The sequence below is a fragment of the Thalassospira profundimaris genome (genome assembly GCF_003326755.1).
GTDB lineage: Bacteria > Pseudomonadota > Alphaproteobacteria > Rhodospirillales > Thalassospiraceae > Thalassospira > Thalassospira profundimaris_B.
The window spans coordinates 25882-43089 of record NZ_JPWH01000022.1 but is presented as its reverse complement, the minus strand read 5'-3'; the positions used below and the strand labels follow the sequence as shown (position 1 = coordinate 43089).

At 55.7% G+C, this 17208-nt stretch carries 13 protein-coding genes; 6 read left to right on the top strand and 7 right to left on the bottom strand.

The genetic code is table 11. The features are described 5' to 3' along the window. Positions 1-63 precede the first annotated feature (63 nt). Positions 64-927 carry an AraC family transcriptional regulator gene (locus tag TH25_RS19605; protein WP_114090020.1) on the bottom strand — a complete coding sequence of 288 codons (864 nt, stop codon included), beginning with the start codon at positions 925-927 and terminating at the stop codon, positions 64-66. Positions 928-1263: 336 nt separating this feature from the next. Here TH25_RS19605 and TH25_RS19600 point away from each other — a divergent pair, with 336 nt between their 5' ends. From TH25_RS19600 to TH25_RS19585, 4 genes are all read left to right on the top strand, one after another. After that, positions 1264-3684 carry a methyl-accepting chemotaxis protein gene (locus TH25_RS19600; RefSeq protein WP_114090019.1) on the top strand — a complete coding sequence of 807 codons (2421 nt, stop codon included), beginning with the start codon at positions 1264-1266 and terminating at the stop codon, positions 3682-3684. 305 nt (positions 3685-3989) lie between these two features. Next, entirely contained in the window at positions 3990-5159 is a 1170-nt protein-coding gene (locus tag TH25_RS19595; protein ID WP_258549232.1) for an efflux RND transporter periplasmic adaptor subunit, read from the top strand. A gap of 1 nt (position 5160) precedes the next feature. Beyond that, positions 5161-8301, top strand: a complete 3141-nt coding sequence (locus TH25_RS19590; RefSeq protein WP_114089985.1) for an efflux RND transporter permease subunit — start codon at positions 5161-5163, stop codon at positions 8299-8301. Then, complete coding sequence (locus TH25_RS19585) at positions 8301-9797, top strand: efflux transporter outer membrane subunit (RefSeq protein WP_114089984.1); 1497 nt, start codon at positions 8301-8303, stop codon at positions 9795-9797. The genes TH25_RS19590 and TH25_RS19585 overlap by 1 nt, the downstream gene beginning before the upstream one ends. Before the next feature lie 56 nt (positions 9798-9853). Here TH25_RS19585 and TH25_RS19580 read toward each other — a convergent pair whose 3' ends face one another. The 5 genes from TH25_RS19580 to TH25_RS25650 form a co-directional block, all read right to left on the bottom strand. Beyond that, complete coding sequence (locus tag TH25_RS19580) at positions 9854-11179, bottom strand: arsenic transporter (RefSeq protein ID WP_114089983.1); 1326 nt, start codon at positions 11177-11179, stop codon at positions 9854-9856. Positions 11180-11193: 14 nt separating this feature from the next. After that, a complete protein-coding gene (gene arsH / locus TH25_RS19575) occupies positions 11194-11919 on the bottom strand; it encodes an arsenical resistance protein ArsH (protein ID WP_114089982.1) in 726 nt (241 codons plus the stop codon). Positions 11920-11921: 2 nt separating this feature from the next. Beyond that, the gene (gene arsC / locus TH25_RS19570) at positions 11922-12332 is read right to left on the bottom strand and encodes an arsenate reductase (glutaredoxin) (RefSeq protein WP_114089981.1); all 411 of its coding nucleotides are present in this window, start codon (positions 12330-12332) and stop codon (positions 11922-11924) included. Beyond that, positions 12329-12685, bottom strand: a complete 357-nt coding sequence (locus TH25_RS19565; RefSeq protein ID WP_114090018.1) for an ArsR/SmtB family transcription factor — start codon at positions 12683-12685, stop codon at positions 12329-12331. Before TH25_RS19565 ends, arsC begins: the two co-directional genes overlap by 4 nt. 149 nt (positions 12686-12834) lie before the next feature. Continuing rightward, positions 12835-14067: a methyl-accepting chemotaxis protein gene (locus TH25_RS25650; RefSeq protein WP_114089980.1), complete on the bottom strand. Its 1233-nt coding sequence runs from the start codon at positions 14065-14067 to the stop codon at positions 12835-12837. A gap of 520 nt (positions 14068-14587) precedes the next feature. Here TH25_RS25650 and TH25_RS19555 point away from each other — a divergent pair. Both TH25_RS19555 and TH25_RS19550 read left to right on the top strand, forming a co-directional pair. Continuing rightward, positions 14588-15199, top strand: coding sequence for an alpha-ketoglutarate-dependent dioxygenase AlkB family protein (locus TH25_RS19555; protein WP_114089979.1), 612 nt, complete (start codon positions 14588-14590; stop codon positions 15197-15199). 283 nt (positions 15200-15482) lie between these two features. Beyond that, on the top strand, positions 15483-16541 hold the full coding sequence (locus tag TH25_RS19550) for a LacI family DNA-binding transcriptional regulator (RefSeq protein WP_114089978.1): 1059 nt from the start codon (positions 15483-15485) through the stop codon (positions 16539-16541). Here TH25_RS19550 and TH25_RS19545 read toward each other — a convergent pair. After that, on the bottom strand, positions 16538-17179 hold the full coding sequence (locus TH25_RS19545; protein ID WP_114089977.1) for a DNA-3-methyladenine glycosylase I: 642 nt from the start codon (positions 17177-17179) through the stop codon (positions 16538-16540). The genes TH25_RS19550 and TH25_RS19545 overlap by 4 nt on opposite strands. Positions 17180-17208 lie beyond the last annotated feature (29 nt).

Below are 17208 nucleotides of genomic sequence, written 5' to 3'. Positions count from 1 at the left end.
GGCATTTATGATTGATCCATTGATGCCAGTTTTGAAACGTTCCGGTCTTGGACAAAATTGCTGTTATCGGGGCTGGGGAATAAAGGCGCTGGGGCTGACCCCCCACATGGCCTTGAAATGCCGGTTCAAATGGCTTTGATCGGCAAAGCCGGTGGCAGCCGCCGTATCGGCAATGCTGCAACCGTCAAACAGCATCCGTTTGGCCCGGCGCAGGCGCATATGGTTCAGATAGGTATGCGGCGGCAGGCCGGTGGCGTCGCGAAAAACGCGGAGCAGATGAAAACGGCTAAGCCCGGTTAAGGCTGCCAGCTTTTCCAGGGATATGTTTTCGTCCTGATGGCTGTGCATATAATCGATGACCTGGCGGACACGCCGGTCTTCGGCCCCGGGTTTGAAATCATAAGGTGCTGTATCGGCATGGCGCAGCGCCAGACGGGCGGCACTGTAAAAAAGCTGGGTGTTGCGTTCAAGATCGCTGGTTAAATGCCGGCCTTCGGGGGCAAAAATGCGATGGAGTTTTTGCAACAGCAAATGCAGCTCGGGATCGTTGATGACATGCTGGTTAAAGCTGGGCAGGCCTTTGCTTTTGGGTGAAATTTCCGCCACAAGATCGGCAAAGATTTGCGGGTTAATGAACAGCACCTGATAATGGTAGCCGTCATCGCAGCCCGGGCCGCCATCATGGACCTGCATCGGATTCATGGCAATCAACTGCCCGCGCCGGGCAATATGGCTGGTGCCGCGTGTGGTAAATTTCTCGGCCCCGTTCAACACCGTGCCAAAGGCGTAATAGTCGTGGCTGTGTTTGGGAAAGGTGAAGCGTTTATAATCCGCTTCAAACAGGTCAATACCCTCTGCCGCGCGCCAGTGGCGGGCACGTTCAAGGGGGCGCTGGGTCGCCCGGGAGGGGTGTGTCAGAATGGTCATGATGGCATTATAACGCGGAAAACGGATGTCATCTTGTACAATATTGATGCCATACAATTTGGCTGTGTGACGAGAGAGGGGCGTTTTTTATGGCGAATCGCACTCAAATATTCTCCCCAGGGTGGTTGTGCATGGCTAACGGGGATTGCTGATCGTAAGGGTAGGTTCATTTGTTGCGCCGAACGTCAGAATAAATGTTCATTTGATGCGTTGATATTGATTGTTTTGGTGAAAAACGGGCTGAAACATCATCTTAATGGAACTGTTACATCCGCACAGATGAATTCGCGCTAAGGCAGCAGCATGAACTTTTTTTACCGACCTTTCGGAGCCGTCATGCTGTTTGACCGAATTCGTATTGGCCATCGCATTTACGCCGGGTTTTTGATCCTTGTGGCAATGTTGTTGGGCTTGAGTGCGCTTTCATCCTGGTATTTGCTGGGATTTGCCAGTGACGCGGACCGCATTGCCAAACGAACCGAGCTGGTCGGTCTTGCCAATGATTACGCGCTGAAGCTGGAACGCCTGTCAAACCAGGTGTTGCTGTATGCGCAAACGGTGGACCCGGATGTGCGCAGCGAAATTGCCACCATTCAGGACAATGCCATTGCCAGCCGCAAATCCCTGGCCGATGCCCTGATTGCCATTGGGGACGAGGCCAAGGCAAACGAGCTTAAGGTTCTGGCAGAAAAATATATTGCCACCCTGGAACCCCTGGTGCTGCGGGCCGAAAATATGACGGCATCGGCCGATACCATTTTGCTGGGTGCCAATCAGATGGGCGGATCATCGTCGGAACTGGTATCGTTTATTAATAAACGTGACCCGGAAATTGCCGAAAAATATGGTGATAAACTGTCGAAAGCGAATTTGAACGCCATTGTTGCCAATCTTGAATATGCGATTGTGCATACGCCAGCAGCCCTGGAGACCGCGCGGAATGCCACGGCGGCCCTGACCGACTTGCACGAAGAAATCAAATCAGCGATGGGGAAGTTAAAGCGGGCGGATAAAAAGCTGTTTTCCTATGCCACGCGCGATAATGACCTGCTCAAGCAGGGGGCAAACCAGCTTGAAGGGTCGTTTAGCGGCTTTAGCCAGTCGATGAATGATTTTAAGGCGGCTGTACGTGAAGTGCAGAAAATTACCGGGCAAATCCGAACCGAAGCCATTGCCGGACAGAATGAGCTGGTGGATGTGGTGCATGGCAAATCGGAAAGTTCCGCCATCACCAACATGATTGTTGCCGTGGTCGGGGCCCTGATTGCCATTATTCTGGCAGCCGGTACGGCAACCAGCATTTTGCGCCCGCTGCGTCGGGTGAATGGCGACATGAACCGCCTTGCCAGTAATGATACCGATATTGACCTTGCCGATATTAACCGCCGTGACGAATTTGGCGCGATGGCGCGTACGGTGTCGATTTTCCGGGATAATGCCCTGAAAATTGAAACAATGGCCGAGGAACGCATCGAACTTCAGCGCCAGGAAGAGGAAAAACGCCGCGCATCGCTGGGCGGAATGGCCGAAACGATTGAAGGCGAAACGTCGGGGCTGGTGGAATCGGTTTCGCGGCAGGTGAACCGGATGCGCGATGCGGTGGGCGAAGTTGCCGCCGCCGCCGACCGTGTGAATGGCCAGACCGAAGCCGCCACCAGTGCCGCCGAGCAAAGCCGCGAACATGCCCAGTCGATCAGCGATGCCGCCAGCCGCCTTTCCGGCGCGATTGGCAGCATTGCCGGGCGGGTGGAACGCCAGCGCACCATTGCCCAATCCGCCGTGGACAGCACCCGTCAGTCTGCCGCTGCGGTGGATGATTTACGCGAAGTTGCCAGCGGGATTGAGCAGATGGTGGACCTTATTCGGGGTATAGCCGCGCAAACCAACATGCTGGCGCTAAATGCCACCATCGAGGCCGCAAGGGCCGGTGAGGCCGGGCGTGGCTTTGCCGTGGTTGCCGCCGAGGTGAAAAACCTGGCCGGACAAACCGCCGAAGCCACCGAACAGATCACCAGCCATGTGGGCGCGATGGGCAGCGTAACGGACCGTTGTGTTTCGGCGATGGAAAATGTCGGGGTGACGGTGCGCGATATGATGACCATTTCCGACGAGGTTGCCGGTGATGTTATTCAGCAACGCCGGGAAACCGAGGAAATTACGCTTGCGATTCAGGCCGCCAGCGATGCCGCCAAAAATGTCGGCGAGGCGATTATGGAGGTTTCGCGCGATATTGACCATACCCGTAACCTGAGCCTTGATTTAACCGGCCATGCCGATGACGTGACCGAACATGTCAGTGAATTGACCCTGTCGCTTAATCGGGCGGTGCGCGATGCGGCAGAAAAGGATAATGACAAAAACAACGACCCGATTATCAAGGCGGGCCGCGAGATCCGGGTTGTGTTTGATGACAACGGATCGCGTATTGAAACCAGCCTGTTTGACCTGTCGATTGGCGGGCTTTCGGTTACACCGTCGCAAAAATGGGAACGCGGTCGCAAGATGGTGGTGGAAATTGACGGGTTGCGCGGCAAATATAATGTCGAGGTCATGAGCCGCCGGGGCCTTGATGCCCCGAAAATGCGCCTGAAATTTACCGATCCGCTGGAACAGCGCGGCGATTTGGTGATGTTTGTTGCCCGTATGTGGCAAAAACATCTGACCGAAAGCCAGATAGCCCAGGGGCGCGATGAAAACCGTCTGCGGGCCGAGGCCGCCAATGACTACCAGGCGGAACCGCAACAGATTGCCGGATAAGTCTTTAACCTGTCGTCAGATTGTGCCGGGTAACGCTTTGCGTTGCCCGGTTTTTTGTAACGGATTAAAAAGTTTGCGATGTGCCGGGCCGACAACAAGGCCCGTTATGGCGGTTCTTTCGCGGATAAATCCGGTTTTCAGTATGGTACGTACGTTTTGATACAATGACGTACAATTTTACCCTCGTAGAAATGACGGGCTGGTGGCAGTGTAGATGCCAAAGTGGGTTCAAAGCCGGATGACGGCTTTGGGTGACTTAATGTCTGTCTATGGGCGCATGTGGATTTCAGGGGACGGGACAGTCAATGTCACGAATGGTAAGGCTGGGTGTAATTTGTGTGGTGGCGATTGTCCTTATTGGCGGACTTTTGGCCTATCGTGCCGGGAAATTGCCGTTCCTGTCGGCTGACGGGCCGATCATTGTGCAAAATGATGGTGCCGCTTCGGGGGCAAAAAATGGGGGCAAGGGGGCGGTGCCTGCCGCCCCGCCCTTGCCGGTGATTGCCGAACGCGCCGTTTTAACCCCCAATGATACCGTGGTTGAGGCTGTCGGAACAGGGCGCTCTGCCATTGGGGTGACGCTTTTTCCGCCGGTGGCGGGCGAGGTTAAGGATGTGCTTTTTCACGCCGGGGACGAGGTGAAAACCGGGCAGGTTTTGCTGATTTTGGATTCCGCGCGCGAAAAACTGGCACGCGACCTGGCCGCCGTGCAGGTGCGCGATGCCAAACAGCTTTTGGACCGTTATGAAAAGGCCCGCCCGCGTGGTGCGGTATCGGACAGCGAAGTGGACGAAGCCCGCACTGCCCTGGCCGAAGCGCGCATTCGCCTGGATCAGGCGGCGGTGGACCTGGATGACCGCACCATTTTGGCTCCGTTTGATGGCATGATGGGTATTCCTGCCGTTGAACCGGGCGACCGGATTGAAAAAACCACGGCTATTGCGACGCTGGATAATATCGACAGCGTGCTGGTGGATTTTGAGGTTTCCGAAACCCGGTTTCGTGACGTGAAACCGGGGCAGTCCGTACGGGTGACAACCTGGAGCCTCCCGGGCGAGAAATTTGAAGGTGTTGTCGACGTTATTGGCAGCCGGGTAGACCCGCAAAGTCGCACATTCGCCGTGCGTGCGCGTATTCCCAACCCCGATGGGCGTTTGCGTGCGGGCATGTCCTTTGCGGTTTATATCGATATTGCCGGGCAGTCTTACCCGGCGGTACCGGAAATTTCGGTGCTGTGGGGTGACAAGGGCACCTACGTTTGGCGGATTGAGGATAACAAGGTCAGCCGTGTGCCCGTGCGTGTTGTGAAGCGCACGACGGGGCGCATCCTGCTCGATGGCCCGATCAAGGCGGACGACCTGATTGTGGTGGAAGGCGTGCAGCGCCTGCGCCCGGGGCGCGAGGTGGCCGCCACCATCCGGAGCGAGGACCAGGGTATCGCGCAACGCAGCGGATCGACGGACGGAGGTTCGTGAGATGTCGCAACATAACGATATTGCGTCATTAAGCGTACGCCGCCCGATTCTGATTGTCGTGATTTCCCTGTTGATCATTCTGGCCGGTCTGGCGGCGATGATGGGGGTGGAAATTCGCGAACTGCCCGATGTGGACCGGCCTGTCGTTACCATTTCGGCGACTTATACCGGCGCCTCGCCCGAAACGGTGGATACCGAAGTTACCAGTGTTATCGAAGGGGCGGCATCGCGCGTGAGCGGGGTGGAGGACATCAGCTCCAGCAGTGAAGAAGGGAGTTCGCGGGTTCGCATTGAATTTTCGCCCGATGTGGAAATCAACGATGCGGCCAATGATATTCGCGAAGCGGTCAGCCGTGCCCAGCGCAGCCTGCCCGACGAGGTAGACAATATTCGCGTGGTCAAGGCGGATTCGGATGCCAGCCCGATTTTGCGGCTGGGCGTGGTCAGCAACCGTTTGACCGAAGACGAACTGGCAAATGTGGTGGAAGATCAGATTATTCCCGCCTTTTTGTCCGTCCCCGGTGTGGCCGAGGTCAATGAATATGGCGACCGGGAAAAGGTGCTGCATGTGCGGGTGGACCCGTTGCGCATTGCCAGCTATGGCCTGTCGATTGACGATATTGCCGATGTCCTGAAAACCGCGAAATTCGACATTCCGGCAGGCAGCTTTGATTCCAGCGACCAGAACCTGTTTGTGCGTGCCGATGCGTCGGTGTGGAAACCGGCCGATGTGAAGGCGATTTTTGTCCGCGATGGCGTGCGGCTGGGCGATTTGGCCGATATTTATTATGGCCCGGACGATGCCACATCCTATGTGCGCCTGAATGGCCGTGCGGTGATTGGCCTTGGCATTGTCCGCCAGGCGCAGTCCAACACGATCTCGATTTCCAAGGGGGTTCATGCCACCGCTGAAAAGCTGAATAAACAGCTTGATGGTGTGCAGGTGATGGTCAATTCCGACGACGCCGTGTTTATTGAAGGTGCCTTGTGGGAGGTTGTGCGCAGCCTGGTGCTGGCGGTGATTATTGTTGTTGGCGTGCTGTATCTGTTTTTACGATCCCTTAGCGCGACGCTTATTCCCACCGTGACCATCCCCATTGCCCTGATTGGTACGGTGGCGGCCATCTGGTTGCTGGGATTTTCGATCAATATCCTGACCCTGCTGGCGTTGGTACTTTCAACCGGGATGATTGTGGATGACGCGATTGTGGTGCTGGAAAATATCCAGCGCCGCCGCCATCAGGGGATAAAGTCGCTGGCGGCGGCGGTATTGGGTACACGACAGGTGTTTTTTGCCGTGATTGCCACCACCTTAACGCTGATGTCGGTTTTTGTACCGATTTCCTTTTTGCCCAGCACGGCAGGTAGGCTGTTTCGTGAATTTGGCTTTGTATTGGCGGTCTCGGTGGCGATTTCGTCCTTTGTCGCCCTGACCTTATGCCCGCTTTTGGCATCGCGCCTGAAACATATCGACCCCGAAGCCCCCAAAAAGGGTGATGGAAAATTTCATCTTCTCGATCGTACCGGCACATTTTTTGCCGGTCTTTATAAGGCGGTGCTGGAACTTGTATTGCGCTTTCCGGTGATGACGGTGATGGCGTCGCTGTTGGTGGCAGTGTTGGCGGTAGGCGCATTCAAACTGGTGAAACAGGAATTGCTGCCTGACGAGGACCGGGGCCGGTTGCTGGTATCGCTGCGCGGGCCGGATGGTGTTGGCATTGATTATATGGACCGGCAGGTAGAAGCGGTGGAAAATATTTTGCGGCCCATCGTTAATCGCGGCGAGGCACAAAATATTTATACCATTGTTGGTTTTCGCGACAGAAACCGGGCCCTGGTGATTGCCAGCCTCGCCCCGTGGGAAGACCGCAGCCGCAGCCAGCAGGAAATCACCGCCTCCATTCGCGGTCAATTAAATGCCCTGCCTGGCGTGCAGGCCTTTGTCTATCAGCCCAATTCGCTGGGGTTGCGCGGCAGCAGTTCGGGTGAAAGCCTGGAATTTGCCTTAACCGGCACCAATTACCGCAAACTTGCCGCCAATGCCCAGGCCCTGCAAAAGGAACTGGAGACAAATTATCCCAATATTACCGGTGTTCGTGTGGGCTATCAGACAACCCAGCCGCAGCTTTTGGTGAATATTGACCGCCAGCGCGCCTTTGATCTGGGTATTTCGATTGACAGCCTTGATACCACCCTGCGTGCCATGATTGACGGTTACGAAGTGACCGACCTTTCGGTGGATGATACGACAGTGCCGATCAAATTGCGCAGCACCGCCGGGGCGATCCGCGATCCATCGGACCTGGATAACCTGTTTGTGCCGGGCAAGGACGGGCGCATTTTGCCACTATCTTCGATCATTCATCTTGATGAAGAGGCGGTGGCTTCCGAACTGGACCGTGAAGGCCAGCAGCGTGCCGTGACGATTTCGGCCAATATGGCACCGGGTTACACCCTGCAACAGGCGGTGTCCGATGTTGAAAAGGCCGCACAAACGGTGGTGCCAACCGGCACCGGCCTGCTGTTTTTGGGCGATGCGGCGGCCCTTGGTGAAACGTCCCATGATGTGATGATCACGTTTTTGATTGCAGTGCTGGTGGTGTTGCTGGTGCTGGCCGCCCAGTTTGAAAGCTTCATGTCGGCGTCCGTCGTGGTTTTAACGGTGCCGTTTGGCCTGGCGGCGGCGATTTTTGCCCTGGTGATCAGCCATACCTCGATCAATATTTACAGCCAGATCGGCCTTGTCATGCTGGTGGGGCTGATGGCGAAAAACGGGATTTTGGTCGTGGAATTTGCCGACCAGTTGCGTGACCGGGGCAAATCGGTCCGCGATGCCATTCATGATGCGGCGATGATCCGTTTACGCCCGATCATGATGACGATGATTTCAACCGTGCTGGGCGGGTTGCCACTGGTGCTGGGCACCGGTGCCGGGGCCGAGGCCCGGGCGGCCATTGGCTGGGTCATTTTTGGCGGCTTGGGCTTTGCCACGGTTTTTACGCTGTTTTTAACACCGGTTTTATATTTGCTGCTGGCACCGCTGGTGTCAGCCCGCGCCGATGGCAGCCAGAAACTGGAAGACGAATTACGCCTGGCTGAAAACATTCCCGATACTGACGAATTTGAAGGGAGTGCCGGGTGATGCGGTTTTATGCCCTGTTAAAACATGGCCCGGTTTTGGGCTTTTCGATGCTGGTATTGGCAGGCTGTGTCACCGCCGGGCCGGATTATCAGGCCCCGAAATTTGATCTGAAGGCAACTTATAGCCCGCAAATCCCGCAAATTGCCGATCATAAACCCGATCAGGCGCGCTGGTGGGAAAGCACGACTGACCCGGTTTTATCCCGGCTTGTGGCCGATGGCCTCAAAAGCAATATCGACCTTAAAATCGCCGCCAGCCGCATTGCCGAGGCGCGGGCCGTTGCAAGGGGTGTTGCTGGCAATAATGGCCCGCAAATTGGCGCAACGGCGGGCGGGCGGCAGGAGCGGCAATGGTCCACCCGCGAAGATGGCAATTATCAGGATGATCTGGGCGGGAATGCCGGGATTGACCTTTCATGGACGCCGGATATCTGGGGCGGGCAGGCCCGCGAGGGCCAGGTGGCCGAGGCCGATGTGTTGCAGCAGGTTTATCTGCGCGAGGATGTCTATCGCGTGGTGATTGCCGATATTATCCGTAATTACATTACCCTGCGCGGCACCCAGCAACGCCAGATTTTGCTGCGCAATTCGCTGGATTTGCAACGCCAGACCCGTGACATCGTGGATTTGCGCGCCCAGTCCGGCTTGGCATCGGACCTGGATTTTTCCCGCGCCCAGGCCGAAGTCGCCGATATCGAGGCGACCTTGCCCGTTCTGCAAACCAGCATTGACCGGTCCATTAATGCCATTGCCATTTTGACCGGGGCGCAGCCGGGCACTTACCGCGAGCTGTTAAGCAAGTCTGCCCCCCTGCCGGAATTTAACAGTGCCCCGCCCATTGGTGTGCCCGCCGATTTGCTGCGCCGTCGCCCCGATGTGCGGGCGGCCGAACTGGGCCTGATTTCCGCCACAGCCGAAATTGGCGTGCGCACGGCAGAGCTTTATCCCGAACTGAAACTGGATGGCAGCCTGTCGCTTGCCGCAACGGGCTATGGTAGCGGGCCAATTGTGCGTACCGCCCTTGCCGCGATCAGCGCGGTGATTGATGCCACCATTTATGATGGCGGGGTGCGCAAGGCCAATATCACCGTGGCCGAAGAACGCGCCCGGCAGGCCTTTTATACCTATCGTAAAACGCTTTTGGCCGCGATCAGCGATGTGGAATCGGCGATATTTGGCTATGTCGGTGCGGTGTCGCAGCGTGACAGCCTGGTTTTGGCGGTATCACATCATCGCCAGGCATTCGAGCAATCGCGCGTTCGTTATACCCAGGGCCTGTCGAACTTTTTGGATGTGCTGGATGCACAACGCACTTTGACACGATCCGAACAGGACCTGGCCGATGCGCAAACCAGCCTGGAGCTGGAAACCATCAATTTGTATTCCGCCGTCGGGCTGGATGCGGAGGAAGTGGACCGGCTGGCGGAGAACATGAACCGGGATAGCGGGCCGGAAAAGGGTGAGTTTGACCCGTTTTATATTCAGCCCGCCGGATAAGGTCGGCATTTGGAAAAAGCGGGCGATGCCGTTTGTGATGGCATCGCCCGGTTATTTTACGGCACGATTGCGGGTGGCAGGAGCGGATACCAAAGCGCAAGGGCCAACAGGGTTAAAAACAGCACCGGTGTGGTGATGATGACGCCGACCTTCATATATTGCCCCCAGGTGATTTTATGGCCTTTGCCCGCCAGCACATGCAGCCACAACAGGGTGGCAAGGCTGCCAATCGGGGTGAATTTGGGGCCAAGATCATTGCCGATGACATTGGCATAAATCATCAGTTGCTGAATGACCGGCGAGACATGACCGCCGACATGGTCAACCGCAAGGGCACCAATAAGCGTGGCTGGCAGGTTGTTCATCACCGATGCCAGAATGGCGGCGGCAAAGCCGGATCCGATGGTGGCAACATAAATGCCCTGATGGCCGATAATGGCCAGAAAATCGGCCGCATCGGCGGTCAGCCACGCCTGACCCAACCCATAGACCACCAGATACATGCCAATGGAAAACAGTACGATTTGCCAGGGCGCGTTTTTAAGAACGTGGGATAGCGAAATGACCCGGTTTTTCCGCCCGCCAAACCAGCGCCCGGCAATCGCCATCAGCGCCAGGGCAGCGGCCCCCATAAACAGGCAAATGGGAATGCCCAGATGCGCGGTGACAAACAGGGCAATCAGCAGCACCACAATGATGGGAAAGGCGGCATAAAAAACCTGCCGGTCGCGAATGGCGTGGGCGGGTTCTTCCAGGCGTTCCAGCGGGTAGTTGCGCGGAATGTCGCGGCGGAAATACAGCCACAGCACCAGCAGCGTTGCCAGCAGCGACACGATATTGACCGGTCCCATCACCAGGGCATAACGCGAAAAGCTGACGCCGAAATAATTGGCGCTGACGATATTGACCAGATTGGAAATCACCAGCGGCAGGCTGGTGGAATCGGCAACAAAGCCGGTGGCGATGATAAAGGCCAGGGCGGATTTTTCGCTGAATTTCAGGCGCAGTAAAATCGCCAGCATGATGGGCGTTAATAGCAGGGCCGCGCCATCATTGGCAAAAAAGGCGGAAATGATGGCGCCCAAAATAATGATCAGCGGAAATAACCGCCGCCCGCTGCCCTTGCCCCAGCGGGCGATATGCAGGGCGGCCCACGCAAAGAAACCGGCATCATCGAGCACCAGCGAGATAATGATCAGCGCGACAAAGGTAAAGGTCGCATCCCAGACAATGTCCCAGACAATGGCAACATCGCCCCAGCCTACCACACCGGCCATCAGGGCCACGCAAGCCCCTGCGAGGGCGCTCCAGCCAATGCCCAGGCCACGGGGTTGCCAGATCACGAAAACAAGCGTGACCACAAAAATCAGCAATGCAAGCATCTGCCAGGTCCTGACTAGAGGGAGGGTTGATTGACCCGTCGGGAAAGCTCCTCGGCGGTTTCAACACGTTCGGAATAACGCGATGTCAAATAGGCGGAATGATGGCGGGTAAGGAGCGTGAATTTCACCAGTTCCTCGCAGACATCGACAACGCGGTTGTAATAGGGCGAAGGTTTCATGCGCCCGGCCTCGTCAAATTCGTTAAAGGCCTTTGCCACCGAAGACTGATTGGGGATGGTCAGCATTCGCATCCAGCGGCCCAAAATACGAAGCTGGTTGACCGCATTGAAACTCTGGCTGCCGCCACAAACCTGCATGATGGCAAGGGTTTTGCCCTGGGTGGGGCGTACCCCGCCCAAGGACAGCGGGATCCAGTCAATTTGGGCTTTCATCACCGCCGTTACTGCGCCGTGGCGTTCGGGTGTAACCCACACCATGCCTTCGGCCCATTCGGCAAGGCCGCGCAATTCATGGACCTTGGAATGTTCGGCGTCGGCATCGTCGGGCAAAGGCAGGCCGGAGGGATTAAAGGTTCTCACCTCGCAGCCATACCATTCCAGCAGGCGGGATGCTTCCTCCGATAACAGGCGCGAATAGGATCGTTCCCGTACCGACCCATAAAGAACCAGAATACGCGGGGCGTGTTTGGGGGCATCGGGCCCGGCCAGTGTGGTAAAATCAATCGGCTGGAGGCTGTCGCCATCAATATTGGGCAGGTCGGAAAAATCTTTTGCGGTCATGATCACCCTGCCGGATCAAGATTAACAACTTGGCCGTCTTCCTTGGTAAAAGACGTGACCGGATGGGGCAGCAGGGCCAGCACCTGTTCGGACGGGCGACAGAGCCTTGTTCCCCGTTCGGTGACAACAATTGGCCGGTTGATCAGGATAGGGTGGGCGATCATGGCATCGATCAGGGCATCGTCATCCAGGGTTTCATCCCCCAGCCCCAGGTCGTCATAGGGGGTGCCTTTGCGTCGCAGAAGGTCGCGCGGGGCAATTCCCATCGCCTTAATTAGCTCGCACAGCTTGGCGCGGGTTGGCGGCGTTTTCAGATATTCAATAATGTGCGGTTCCTCGCCAGATTGCCGCATGATTTCCAGCGTATTGCGCGACGTGCCGCAATCCGGGTTGTGATAAATCACTGAGATCATTTTTCAATTTCCACGTTGCATGATGCCTTTGCCGCACTGGGTTGTTGCAGGGGCTGGCACAGTTCGGGATGACCGGCACAGCAGTCATTGACCATGAAAGCCACCACATCATTCATCCGTGCCAGACTGGCGCGATAGATGATGGAGCGCCCTTGCCGTTTGGAGGTGATCAGCCCTGAGCGCGATAACACCCCCAAATGGGCCGACATCGTGTTGTGGGGGACGTCAAGCAGGCGCGCCAGCTCACCGGCAGGCAAACCGTCTGGTTCATGGCGAACCAGCAGGCGGAAGGCTTTCAGCCGGGTGATCTGCGATAGGGCGGTAAAGGTATCTATGATTTCATTTGTGTCCATATGTCCAAGAATATGGACACAAATGTTGAAATGCAACAGACATTTGCATGACAATAAGGTGCGCGACGGGCTTTCCAAGCCAAAACAACAAACCCCGACCTTCTGTATGAGGCCGGGGTTCATTTTGGGGCGAGTTTGACGAGACCAGCTTAGTCGGCGTTCTTTAGCAAATTCTTAACCTGGTTATAAAGTGTTTCGGAATGGCCTGAAAGATCGCTTGAAAAACGGGTCAGGCGGCTGGCCTGGTCGGATGTTTGATCGGCAAGTTCATCAAGCTTGCCAAGATCGCTGGAGATGGTTTTTACCCCATTGGCAACTTGTTGAATATTGATGGTGATCTCCTGCGAGGCCGCGCGCTGCTGTTCGACAACAGTGCCCAGATTGCCTGCGATTTCCTCGTTTTCCTCAATCACGGTGCGGGTATCGCCCAGTTCGTTGACAACACGGCTGGTATTGTCACGAATGGCGCTGATGCGATCGGTAATTTCCTGGGTGGAGCGGGCGGTTTGGGTTGCCAGGGTTTTAACCTCGTTGGCAACCACGGCAAAACCTTTGCCCGCATCCCCCGCACGGGCCGCCTCGATGGTGGCATTTAGCGCAAGAAGGTTGGTCTGGCTGGCGATATCCTGAATGATTTTCACCACCGAGCCAATTTCATCCACTGCTTCACTAAGTTGGTTCATCACCGAACCGGTGTGGTCCATTTCCTTGACCGCACGATTGGCAATTTCGGTCAGCCGGCCAATTTGGCTGGAAATTTCATTGATCGATTGTGTCATTTCCTCGGAGGCGGAGGCAACGCGCTGGGCGGTGACGGCGGTGGTGTCGGACGCCGAACGCACATTCCCGGCCAGTTCCGCACCGGTGGTCGAGGACTGGGTCAATTCGCCAGAGAGCTTTTTGAGGGCAACGGCAGAATTGCTGACCTCGCCAGATAATTCAACGCAGCTTTTGCCAAGGGAAACTTCGTCGGTGATAATATCGGCAGACAGGGCAAAGCCGTTGGGGGTGCCGTCGTCATTTTTCATGACGGTAATGGCGACCAGAATGGTGTCATCATCAATGCGAATGCGATATTCCAGCGGCAGACGGTTCAGGGACCGCCCCAGATTGCGGAATTTGTCCTGACCCAGCACGCGGTGCAGGTCATTGATGTTTTTGCCTTTGGCCGATGCTGCCTTTTCCCCCCGCCCCGAATAGATCAGTTCGCCAAAACCATACGACATATAACGCACATTGCCCTCAAGGTCGCAGGCCAGTAAACGGCTGGGAATGGCGTTTAATATATGTTTGTAAAGCAGGGCTTCTTCCTGCTGTTCGGCCTGTGCCCGGGACAGGGCGGCCTGGTTTTCGGCAATCTGATTTCGTTTCGACAGAAACATTCTTATTCCCCCTTGGCGTTGTTTTGCCAGCGTTCAGTCATGAGCGATGCGGTATCCTGCGGGGGCGATATTTCTGAATCGTGCCAGCCTGCAGGGCATTACAAGTGGAAATTTTCGTCCTCGCACAATTATGTCGCGGGATTTTTAAGGCGATATCAACGGGAAAAGACAAATGCCGTTGCAGCACCTGCCAAATGGGCTGGGAAGACGTGGGGTGGTGGCTAGGTTGATCTGTCCTTTTGTATAAAATAAATTTTGAATTTATGGACAAAATGATCCGAATTTGTTCATAAAACAGGGATTGATTATTGCGGTGCAATATAACGAGTCGCAGGGCGATTTTCGTGTGGGGTTAAGTGTTCGTCCTGTCTATGCGTAACCGAGTTTTGTTTGTCTGGTGCCCTATGACCCGCATCACCTGTTAAGGGGGCTGTGCAAGTACGGTACTTCAAATTTGTCGCAAAACCACCTAAACCATTGATATGGAATTCATCCATTCCATTGAGGAAAGAACGGACCCATGCGCGACCTGTTTGCCGACCAGCCCCCGCAAAATATGCTGCCCCGTGATGGTGATACCCGGCTGTACCGGGATGTTCTGCCTGCGGAAGAGGCCGACCGTATTTTTGAGCGGTTGCACATGGCGCTGAACTGGCAGCAGGAAACGGCCCATATTATGGGACGCGATATCGCCGTACCCCGCCTGACATCCTGGTATGGCGAGGTGGCCTATCGCTATAGCGGGGTTTATCACCCGGCGGCCCCCTTTCCTAAAATATTGATGCCTTTACGCAAGCTGGCCGAAGAACATGCCGGGCAGGGCTTTAACACCGTGTTGCTGAATTTGTACCGCGATGGCCGCGACAGTGTTTCCTGGCATGCCGATGACGAGGAGGTTCTGGGGCAAAACCCGGTGATTGCCAGTTTGTCCTTTGGCGGGGAAAGACGGTTTCATATGCGTCATACCCAAAGTGGTGAACGGGTCAGTATTGATTTGCCCCACAACTCCCTGCTGGTTATGGGTGGGACCATGCAGCATCACTGGCAACATCAAATTCCCAAAACCGCAAGGCCGGTTGAACCGCGCATTAACCTGACTTTTCGTAAAACTGTGGCCGAAAGGCCCGTCTGAGCCCAAAACCGGATAAAAAAACCGCCCCTGAATTATCGGGGCGGCAGGAAATCGAAGTGCAATACGAAATTGCCGGGAAAACCGCGAACACAGACGGACGCGGCAGTGACAGATTGTGAAGGGAGGATCTGTCACCCGGAATCGAAATGAATCGATTCAATGATGCTATAGTGGTGGTTGCAGGGGGCATCTGTCAATAATATCGTGACCCTGCTCAAAAAAATGTTATCGCTTGTATTATCGTGCCAGCGTACACGGGCAGAAAACGGGAGAATTTTGGCATATGGGCAATCGGGTTCGTCTGGTGGATGTCGCCAGAGCCGCAGGGGTTTCCCAGGGGACGGCATCAAATGCGTTTGGCAAGCCGCATCTGGTGCGCGATGAATTGCGCGAGAAAATTTTGGCCGTCGCCGCCGAAATGGGCTATCGCGGGCCCCATGTGATGGCGCGCATGTTGCGCACGGGCAAGGCTGGCGCACTGGGCGTGGTGTTTCCCGATAATCTTGAATATGCCTTTAGCGACCCGGTGGCGATTGAATTGTTGCGCGGCGTTGGTCGTGAATGCGCGCGCCAGTCGGTGAATATGATGATCATTTCAGCCGAAAATCATGAACAGGCGGTGGCAGCGGTCAACAATGCCGCAGTTGATGCGTTTCTGGTGCATTGCTATTCCGATAATAATGATGTCATTGCTGCCATTCGCCGCCGTAACCTGCCGATGGTGGGGATTGATACCGATATTGCCGGGGCAACGGCCACGGTGGTGCTTGATGATTTTGAAGGGGCGGCCAGTGCGGCGCGTCACCTGCTGGAATGCGGGGCACGCAAATTTGCCATTTTATCGCTTCAGGCCGATGAAGACGGGCAATTTGGCCTGATGGATGCACGCAGGCGCGGGGCGGTGAGCCACCGTGTCGTGCGTGAAAGGCTGGCGGGTTACCATGCCGTGTTAAAAGACGCCGGTATTGATGTTGCCGATATTGTGCATGTTGAATGCGAAAACCTGTCGGAACATGTCCGCGGCCAGGTAACGGACCTGATGGCGCAGTTCCCTGATATAGACGGTATTCTCGCCATGTCTGACGTGATTGCGATTGGCGCGTTGGAAGCCCTGGCAAAAACCGGCCATGATGTGCCCGGCCAGGTGCGCGTGATGGGCATTGATGGTGTGGCGCGCGGGGCACGCACAACACCGCCGCTAAGCACGGTTGCGCAAAATTCGGTTGAAAAGGGCCGTATCGCGGCCGAACTGGCCCTTGCGGGGGATAATGTAAGCGAACCGGTATTACTTAAAACCCGCCTGCTGGTGCGGGCCAGCAGCAGGCTTCCCGATATATCTTAGTTGCCAGCAAGCTCGCGATAGCGGAAACAGTCGGTGGTGTGATCCATCACCAGGCCGGTTGCCTGCAAATAGGAATAAATGATCGTTGATCCGACAAAGCGCATGCCGCGTTTATGCAGGTCTTTTGACAGGGCATCGCTCACCTTTGTTGTTACCGGCACATCCCCTATCGCGTTCCAGTGATTGATGACGGGCTTGCCATCGACAAATCGCCAGATATAGGCATCAAAACTGCCAAATTCTTCGGCGATATCGAGGAAAATCTGGGCGTTGCGCACACTGCTGACGACTTTCAGGCGATTGCGAATAATGCCGCTATCGGCCAAAAGGGCGGCCTGTTTGGCATCGTCGTAGGAAGCGACTTTTTCCACGTCGAAATTGTCATAAGCCGCACGGTATTGGTCCCGCCGGGATAAAACCGTCAGCCAGCTTAACCCGGCCTGTGCGCCTTCCAGGATCAGCATTTCAAAAAAATGCCGGTCATCATGTACCGGAACACCCCATTCCCTGTCATGATAATCAACATAAAACGGCTTGTCGATATGGGTGTTCGCCCATTTGCAGCGTGTTGGCTGGGTATTTGTTTCCGGTGCTGTGGATACGGGGGTCGATGTGGTGGCGCGTTTAAGGTCGGTCATGGGGCAATTGCCTATCATAAAACACGGAA

Bases quoted from the DNA above. Each gene is read 5' to 3' on its own strand.
- TH25_RS19550 (WP_114089978.1), top strand. From the start codon at position 15,483: ATGGGCAATCGGGTTCGTCTGGTGGATGTCGCCAGAGCCGCAGGGGTT.
- TH25_RS19565 (WP_114090018.1), bottom strand. From the start codon at position 12,685: ATGGACACAAATGAAATCATAGATACCTTTACCGCCCTATCGCAGATC.
- arsC (WP_114089981.1), bottom strand. From the start codon at position 12,332: ATGATCTCAGTGATTTATCACAACCCGGATTGCGGCACGTCGCGCAAT.
- TH25_RS19555 (WP_114089979.1), top strand. From the start codon at position 14,588: ATGCGCGACCTGTTTGCCGACCAGCCCCCGCAAAATATGCTGCCCCGT.
- TH25_RS19605 (WP_114090020.1), bottom strand. From the start codon at position 927: ATGACCATTCTGACACACCCCTCCCGGGCGACCCAGCGCCCCCTTGAA.
- TH25_RS19545 (WP_114089977.1), bottom strand. From the start codon at position 17,179: ATGACCGACCTTAAACGCGCCACCACATCGACCCCCGTATCCACAGCA.
- arsH (WP_114089982.1), bottom strand. From the start codon at position 11,919: ATGACCGCAAAAGATTTTTCCGACCTGCCCAATATTGATGGCGACAGC.
- TH25_RS19590 (WP_114089985.1), top strand. From the start codon at position 5,161: ATGTCGCAACATAACGATATTGCGTCATTAAGCGTACGCCGCCCGATT.
- TH25_RS19600 (WP_114090019.1), top strand. From the start codon at position 1,264: ATGCTGTTTGACCGAATTCGTATTGGCCATCGCATTTACGCCGGGTTT.
- TH25_RS19585 (WP_114089984.1), top strand. From the start codon at position 8,301: ATGCGGTTTTATGCCCTGTTAAAACATGGCCCGGTTTTGGGCTTTTCG.
- TH25_RS19595 (WP_258549232.1), top strand. From the start codon at position 3,990: ATGTCACGAATGGTAAGGCTGGGTGTAATTTGTGTGGTGGCGATTGTC.
- TH25_RS19580 (WP_114089983.1), bottom strand. From the start codon at position 11,179: ATGCTTGCATTGCTGATTTTTGTGGTCACGCTTGTTTTCGTGATCTGG.
- TH25_RS25650 (WP_114089980.1), bottom strand. From the start codon at position 14,067: ATGTTTCTGTCGAAACGAAATCAGATTGCCGAAAACCAGGCCGCCCTG.